The following is a 5898-nucleotide window of genomic DNA, read 5'->3' as shown; positions in this document are numbered from 1 at the left end:
GCTTTAGGTTATAGTAGAACGCCGGTCGATGGGGGCTGGCGGTCAGGAGCCTGAGCCCATGATCGACCTGGCGGTCGTAGACCTGTCACGCCTTCAGTTCGCACTGACGGCGCTATACCACTTTCTGTTCGTGCCCCTCACCCTGGGCCTCTCCTTCATGCTGGTCATCATGGAGAGCATCTATGTGATGACGCGGCGGCCGATCTGGCGGACCATCACCCGTTTCTGGGGCGTGCTGTTCGGCATCAACTTCGTTCTGGGCGTGGCCACGGGCCTGACCATGGAATTCCAGTTCGGCATGAACTGGTCCTACTACTCCCACTATGTCGGCGACATCTTCGGGGCCCCGCTGGCCATCGAGGGCCTGATGGCCTTCTTCATGGAGGCGACCTTCGTCGGCCTGATGTTCTTCGGCTGGGACAAGCTGAAGCCGCACGCCCACCTGTTCGTCACCTTCATGGTCGCCCTGGGCACCAACCTGTCGGCCCTGTGGATTCTGGCCGCCAACGGCTGGATGCAGAACCCGGTCGGCGCCGCCTTCAACCCCGACACCATGCGCATGGAAGTCTCCGACTTCATGGCCGTGGTCTTCAACCCGGTGGCCCAGGCCAAGTTCGTTCACACCGTCTCGGCCGGCTATGTCTGCGCCGCCGTGGTCGTGCTGGGCATCTCGGCCTTCTATCTGCTGAAGGGCAAGCACGTCGGCTTCGCCAAGCGGTCGATGACCGTGGCCGCCGCCTTCGGCCTGCTGTCGTCGCTGTCGGTCGTCGTCCTGGGCGATGAGTCGGGCTACGCCCTGACCGACAACCAGAAGATGAAGCTGGCCGCTCTGGAGGCCATGTGGCGCACCGAACCGGCGCCCGCCGGCCTGACCGCCTTCGGCCTGCCCAGCCTGGAAGACCGCCACACCCATTTCGAGGTCAAGATTCCCTATGTTCTGGGCCTGATCTCGACCCGCAGCGTCGACAAGCCGGTGATCGGCATTCTTGAGCTGGTCGCGGTGGCCGAGGACCGCATCGAACGCGGCGTCGTCGCCTATGACGCCCTGGAGAAGGTCAAGGCCGACCACACCGACATGGCCGCTCGCGCCCAGTTCGAAAGCGTGCGCGGCGATCTGGGCTACGGTCTGCTGCTGAAGCGTTATGTCGCTGATCCGCGTCAGGCCACGCCCGAACAGATCAAGAAGGCCGCCTGGGACACGGTGCCCAACGTGCCGCTGATGTTCTGGGTCTTCCGCGTCATGGCCGGGATCGGCTTCCTGATGATCGGCCTGTTCGCCACGGCCTTCGTCCTGTGCACCCTGCGCAAGCACGAAACCAGGTGGTTCCTGCGTCTGGCCGTCCTGGCCATTCCCCTGCCGTGGATCGCCATCGAGTCCGGCTGGCTTTTGGCCGAGGTGGGTCGTCAGCCCTGGGCCGTGGAGGGCGTCCTGCCGACCTTCCTCGGCGCCTCGAGCCTCAGCGTGCCGCAACTGTGGACCACCATCGTCTGCTTCACCCTGCTCTATGGAGCCCTGGCGGTGGTCGAGGTCGGTCTGATCCTGCGGGCGGTCAAGAAGGGACCGTTCGCCGAACAGGAAGCCCGCGAAGCCGACGCCAGCACGGAAGGCGAACCGGCGGTCGCCTGACCCCCGGTCGTTGAAGGAAAAGAGAGATGGAACTTCCCCTCGACTACACCACCCTCCGCCTGATCTGGTGGGGACTGCTGGGCGTGCTGCTGATCGGCTTCGCCCTGACGGACGGCTTCGACATGGGCGTCGGCGCCCTGCTGCCCTTCGTCGCCAAGACGGATGAAGAACGCCGCATGGTCATCAACACCGTCGGCGCGACCTGGGAGGGCAACCAGGTCTGGTTCATCGTCGGCGGCGCGGCGATCTTCGCCGCCTGGCCCCAGGTCTACGCCGTCAGCTTCTCGGGCTTCTACCTGGCCATGTTTCTGGTGCTGTCGGCGCTGATCCTGCGGCCCGTGTCGTTCAAGTATCGCTCCAAGCGGCCCGAGGCGCGCTGGCGCTCCATGTGGGATTGGGGCCTGTTCATCGGCAGCTTCGTCCCGGCCCTGGTCTTCGGCGTCGCCGTCGGCAACGTCCTGATTGGCGCCCCCTTCCGTCTGGATAGTGACCTGCGCAGCTTCTACGAAGGCAGCCTGCTGGGTCTGTTCACCCCCTTCACCCTGATCTGCGGCCTGCTGTCGGTGTCCATGCTGGTCCTGCACGGCGCGGCCTGGCTGGCGGTCAAGGGCGAGGAAGGCGTGGTGCTGAAACGCGCCCGCGCCATCGGCACCGCCGCCGGACTGGCCAGCCTGGTCCTTTTCGCGGTCGGCGGCGCCATGGTGGCCTTTGGCGACATGGGCTTCCGCATCACCGGCGCCGTCGATACGGGCGGGGTGTCCAACCCCCTGCGCACCGCGGTCGAGGCCGCGCCCGGCGCCTGGCTGGACAACTACGGTCGCTATCCGTGGATGATCATCGCCCCGGTTCTGGGCTTCGCCGGCGCCGCGGTCGGTCTGTTCGGCATGTGGCGCAAGTCGGCGGTCCTGGCCTTCGGCGGCTCCTCGGCCTCGGCGGTGGGGATCATCTCGACGGTCGGCCTGTCGATGTTCCCCTTCATCCTGCCCAGCTCGATCAACGCCCAGTCCAGCCTGACGGTGTGGAACGCCTCGTCCAGCCACACCACCCTGTTCATCATGCTGGCCGTGACGGTGGTCTTCATGCCGATCGTCCTCTTCTACACCGCCTGGGTCTACAAGGTGCTGTGGGGGCGCTCGAGCACGGCCGCGCTGAAGACCAACCCCGACCTCTACTGATCCCGCGAAAGGAGATCATCTCATGTGGTATTTCGCCTGGATCCTGGGCCTCGGCCTGGCGGTGGCCTTCGGCGTCCTGAACGGCCTGTGGCACGAGTTCCATCTGTATGACGAAGGAGATGAGGGGCGCTCCGAGCCCTGACCCTGTCGCCCATTGAAGTCAGCCTCCTCGATCTCGGTCGGGGAGGTTTTTTTGTGCGTGTTTTCTATGGCTTGAGTTGGATCAAGGCGGGGCGGGGGAGGGCATGGGACGGTGTTTTCGACATCGAAGCCGGACCCTCCCTTGATCCGGCGATTGTCGGGAATGATACCGATGAAGACCGCCGCCGCCCTTCTGGCCGCCGCCAGTGTTCTGACCCTGGCGGGCGCCGCCTCGGCCCAAGACGCCGCCCCCGAGCCGGTCGGCAAGGGCACGCTGATCGTCACCGCCCGCATGACCGGGGTCCTGCCTCAGGCTGATGACGCCATCGTCACCAACGCCGGCGCGGACAGCGGCCTGCACGTCGATGTGGGCGACGACTGGATGCCGACCCTGGGCTTCACCTGGTTCGTGGCCGACCACTGGGCCGTCGAGGCCATCCTCGGCGCCACCCAGCATGAGGTCCGGGCCAAGGGCGGGGCGACCGATGTTGCGGTGCATGAAACCTGGGTCCTGCCGCCGGTGGTGACGCTGCAATACCGTCCGACGCCGAACGCGACGATCAGCCCCTATGTCGGGGCCGGCGTCAGCTACATGGCCTTCTTCGACGGTCAGGACAAAAACGGCTTCGACGTCGATCTGGATGACGGTTTCGGCGTCGCCCTTCAGGCCGGGGCGGACTGGAACCTGTCGGGGCCGTGGACCCTGAACCTCGACGCCAAGAAGGTGTGGTTCGACACGGACGCCACGATCAACGGCGGCGCGCTGAAGAGCAGCGTCAGCCTGGATCCCTGGGTCGTGTCGGTGGGCGTCGGCCGGAAGTTCTGAGGTCAGAGCTTTCGCGTCGACGCGAGGCGGGGGTGCGGGACGTCAGCCCGCGCCCCCTACGCCTGCTTTCAGGCGGCGCCTTCGATCATTCTTTTCGGCTCAGGCGGCGCCTTCGCCCAGGGCCTTCAGCGCCTCGGGATCGGGCAGGGCCACATCGTTGTTCGGCAGCAGCTGGATCAGGCCCGAGGTCTTGAACTGGGTGAAGACCCGGCTGACCGTCTCGATGGTCAGGCCCAGATAGTCGGCGATGTCGAGGCGCGTCATCGGCAGGTGGACCCGGCCTTCCGCGCCGCCCAACTGGACCTGCCGCGCCGAGAGGCGGGTCAGGAAGCTGGCGATGCGCTCGCGCGCCGTCTTGCGGCCCAGCAGGACGATCTGTTCCTGCGCCGCCATCAGTTCGTCGCCCGCCATCGCCACCAGACGGTGCTCCAGCGCGGGCAGGGCGTTCAGCAACTGGTCGAAGTCGCCGCGCCGGAAACGACAGGCGCTGAGCGGCGTCAGGGCCTCGGCGGTGAAGCTGGACGGCCCGCGTCCGCCCAGACCCAGGAAGTCGCCCTGGAACAGGAAGCCCGTGATCTGGCGACGGCCGTCGGGCAGCAGGCGATACAGCTTCACCGCCCCCTCCACGACATTGAAGACGAAGGGATTGGGATCGCCTTCGTGGAACAGGGCCTGTCCCGGCAGGGCCGCCACCGTCTCGCTGGCGCAGGCCATGCTCTGCAGTTCGTGGCCCTTCAGGTCGGCGCAGACGCCCAGCGGCCGCGCCCCGCAGGTGGCGCAGGGGTGGACGTCTTCCAGACGCACATCAGCGGTCTCGGCCAAGGCGGCGTTGCAGGCGGTCATGGTCGGCTCCAGCATTCCGCTGCAGTCTAGCTGAACGGGGATCGCTTTCGAAGTGGACAGGCTGTCCTAGTCAGCGGTGTCTTCGGCGTAGCGCAGCTTGGCCCCCAGCCGATGGGCCAGCGCCGTCAGCTCCACCGCCAGGCTTTGCCGCACCAGGGGCCGCACGCCCATTTCCCGCACCACGAAGGGGCCGGCCCACAGGGTCTCGCCGTATTCCAGGTCCGGCTGTCGCCACCAGCTGACGAAACCCAGGACGCCGCCGCGCTGGCTGCGGGCGCTGAGGATGCCGCGGCTGTCGGGGGCGGCGCGCCAGTCGCGCAGGAAGGTTCGCCATTGATCGGCGCCCAGATCAGGCCGCCACATCCGGGCGAGAGCGAACTCGGCCGGAGCCTCGGCCTCGGTAAGGGGGACGACATCCAGGCGCGGCGCGTCTGGCATGAGGCGGGACTCGGTCATGCGGCCATTTCGCGCGCTCACAGCCAAATCGCCTTGATCTGTGTCAAGGTGAACCCAACGGCTCGGCCGCAGGTTCTCAGCCAAGGAGTTCAGGTCATGACCACAGCAGCATCCAGCGCGATTCCCATCCACGGCGCGGCGGTGGCCGCGATCCTGAAGCTGCTGGACGGACAGCGGCTCATGACCCTGGCCTCCAACCGCGCCGACGGTCGGCCGCAGGCCTGCACCCTCGGCTATCTGAACGACGGGCTGAACCTCTATTTCGTCACCGCGCGTAACAGTGAGAAGCTGCGCAACATCATCGCCGACCCGCGTGTCGGCGTGGCCGTGCGCGGCGTGGCCGGGGAGGGGGAGGCGGTCGGCCTGTCCATCGACGGTCGGGCCGAGGAGGTGACGGACGGCGACGAGGTTCAGCGCCTGAACGACCTGATCATCAAGCGATCGCCGGACGTCAGCCCCTACGCCCCCGGCGGCGACTCGGTGGCGGTGGTGAAGGTGATTCCCGAACAGGTCGAGGCCGTGGCCGTGGTCGGCGGCCGCAGCCGCGCCCAGACCTTCTCGATCGGCGATCCCGACCGCGTCGTGCACGGCGTCAGCTATGAGCCCAGCGCCGTGGCGCGGCTGTTCTGAACATTCCTGCGCATCTGTCGGTGGTTATCGCGAAACGCCCCTTGAAATGCCCTCGGCCCTCAGGCATATGCGCCCCTCTGGCGAGGTTAGCGCCGTCGAGCTTGCTCACGGCGCATTGATCTTTGTCCGGGACACTAGGAGTGTAGCTCAGCTGGTAGAGCATCGGTCTCCAAAACCGAGGGTCGTGGGTTCGAGTCCCT

7 protein-coding genes are annotated in these 5898 nt (G+C 66.8%); 5 read left to right on the top strand and 2 right to left on the bottom strand.

The window, feature by feature from the left end; all coding sequences use genetic code 11:
- Positions 1-61: 61 nt before the first annotated feature.
- From VGE49_RS05830 to VGE49_RS05815, 4 genes are all read left to right on the top strand, one after another.
- Positions 62-1627 carry a cytochrome ubiquinol oxidase subunit I gene (locus VGE49_RS05830; protein WP_331033621.1) on the top strand — a complete coding sequence of 522 codons (1566 nt, stop codon included), beginning with the start codon at positions 62-64 and terminating at the stop codon, positions 1625-1627.
- Between the two features lie 26 nt (positions 1628-1653).
- The gene (cydB, locus tag VGE49_RS05825; RefSeq protein WP_331033620.1) at positions 1654-2802 is read left to right on the top strand and encodes a cytochrome d ubiquinol oxidase subunit II; all 1149 of its coding nucleotides are present in this window, start codon (positions 1654-1656) and stop codon (positions 2800-2802) included.
- A 22-nt stretch (positions 2803-2824) separates the two neighbouring features.
- Positions 2825-2944 (top strand): cytochrome bd-I oxidase subunit CydX, encoded by a 120-nt coding sequence (cydX, locus tag VGE49_RS05820; RefSeq protein ID WP_105563602.1) that lies wholly within the window; start codon positions 2825-2827, stop codon positions 2942-2944.
- A gap of 171 nt (positions 2945-3115) precedes the next feature.
- Positions 3116-3769 (top strand): OmpW/AlkL family protein, encoded by a 654-nt coding sequence (locus VGE49_RS05815; protein WP_331033619.1) that lies wholly within the window; start codon positions 3116-3118, stop codon positions 3767-3769.
- Between the two features lie 99 nt (positions 3770-3868).
- Here VGE49_RS05815 and VGE49_RS05810 read toward each other — a convergent pair whose 3' ends face one another.
- Both VGE49_RS05810 and VGE49_RS05805 read right to left on the bottom strand, forming a co-directional pair.
- On the bottom strand, positions 3869-4612 hold the full coding sequence (locus tag VGE49_RS05810) for a Crp/Fnr family transcriptional regulator (RefSeq protein ID WP_331033618.1): 744 nt from the start codon (positions 4610-4612) through the stop codon (positions 3869-3871).
- A 66-nt stretch (positions 4613-4678) separates the two neighbouring features.
- On the bottom strand, positions 4679-5068 hold the full coding sequence (locus VGE49_RS05805) for a hypothetical protein (RefSeq protein ID WP_331033617.1): 390 nt from the start codon (positions 5066-5068) through the stop codon (positions 4679-4681).
- Between the two features lie 96 nt (positions 5069-5164).
- Here VGE49_RS05805 and VGE49_RS05800 point away from each other — a divergent pair, with 96 nt between their 5' ends.
- The gene (locus tag VGE49_RS05800; protein WP_331033616.1) at positions 5165-5698 is read left to right on the top strand and encodes a pyridoxamine 5'-phosphate oxidase family protein; all 534 of its coding nucleotides are present in this window, start codon (positions 5165-5167) and stop codon (positions 5696-5698) included.
- The last annotated feature ends 200 nt before the right edge of the window (positions 5699-5898 follow it).

This window comes from Brevundimonas sp. (genome assembly GCF_036405315.1).
Taxonomy (GTDB): Bacteria; Pseudomonadota; Alphaproteobacteria; order Caulobacterales; family Caulobacteraceae; genus Brevundimonas.
The sequence above is the reverse complement of the archived record's forward strand: the minus strand, read 5'-3'. Positions and strand labels throughout refer to the sequence as shown.

Bases quoted from the DNA above. Each gene is read 5' to 3' on its own strand.
- VGE49_RS05805 (WP_331033617.1), bottom strand. From the start codon at position 5,068: ATGACCGAGTCCCGCCTCATGCCAGACGCGCCGCGCCTGGATGTCGTC.
- cydB (WP_331033620.1), top strand. From the start codon at position 1,654: ATGGAACTTCCCCTCGACTACACCACCCTCCGCCTGATCTGGTGGGGA.
- VGE49_RS05810 (WP_331033618.1), bottom strand. From the start codon at position 4,612: ATGACCGCCTGCAACGCCGCCTTGGCCGAGACCGCTGATGTGCGTCTG.
- cydX (WP_105563602.1), top strand. From the start codon at position 2,825: ATGTGGTATTTCGCCTGGATCCTGGGCCTCGGCCTGGCGGTGGCCTTC.
- VGE49_RS05815 (WP_331033619.1), top strand. From the start codon at position 3,116: ATGAAGACCGCCGCCGCCCTTCTGGCCGCCGCCAGTGTTCTGACCCTG.
- VGE49_RS05800 (WP_331033616.1), top strand. From the start codon at position 5,165: ATGACCACAGCAGCATCCAGCGCGATTCCCATCCACGGCGCGGCGGTG.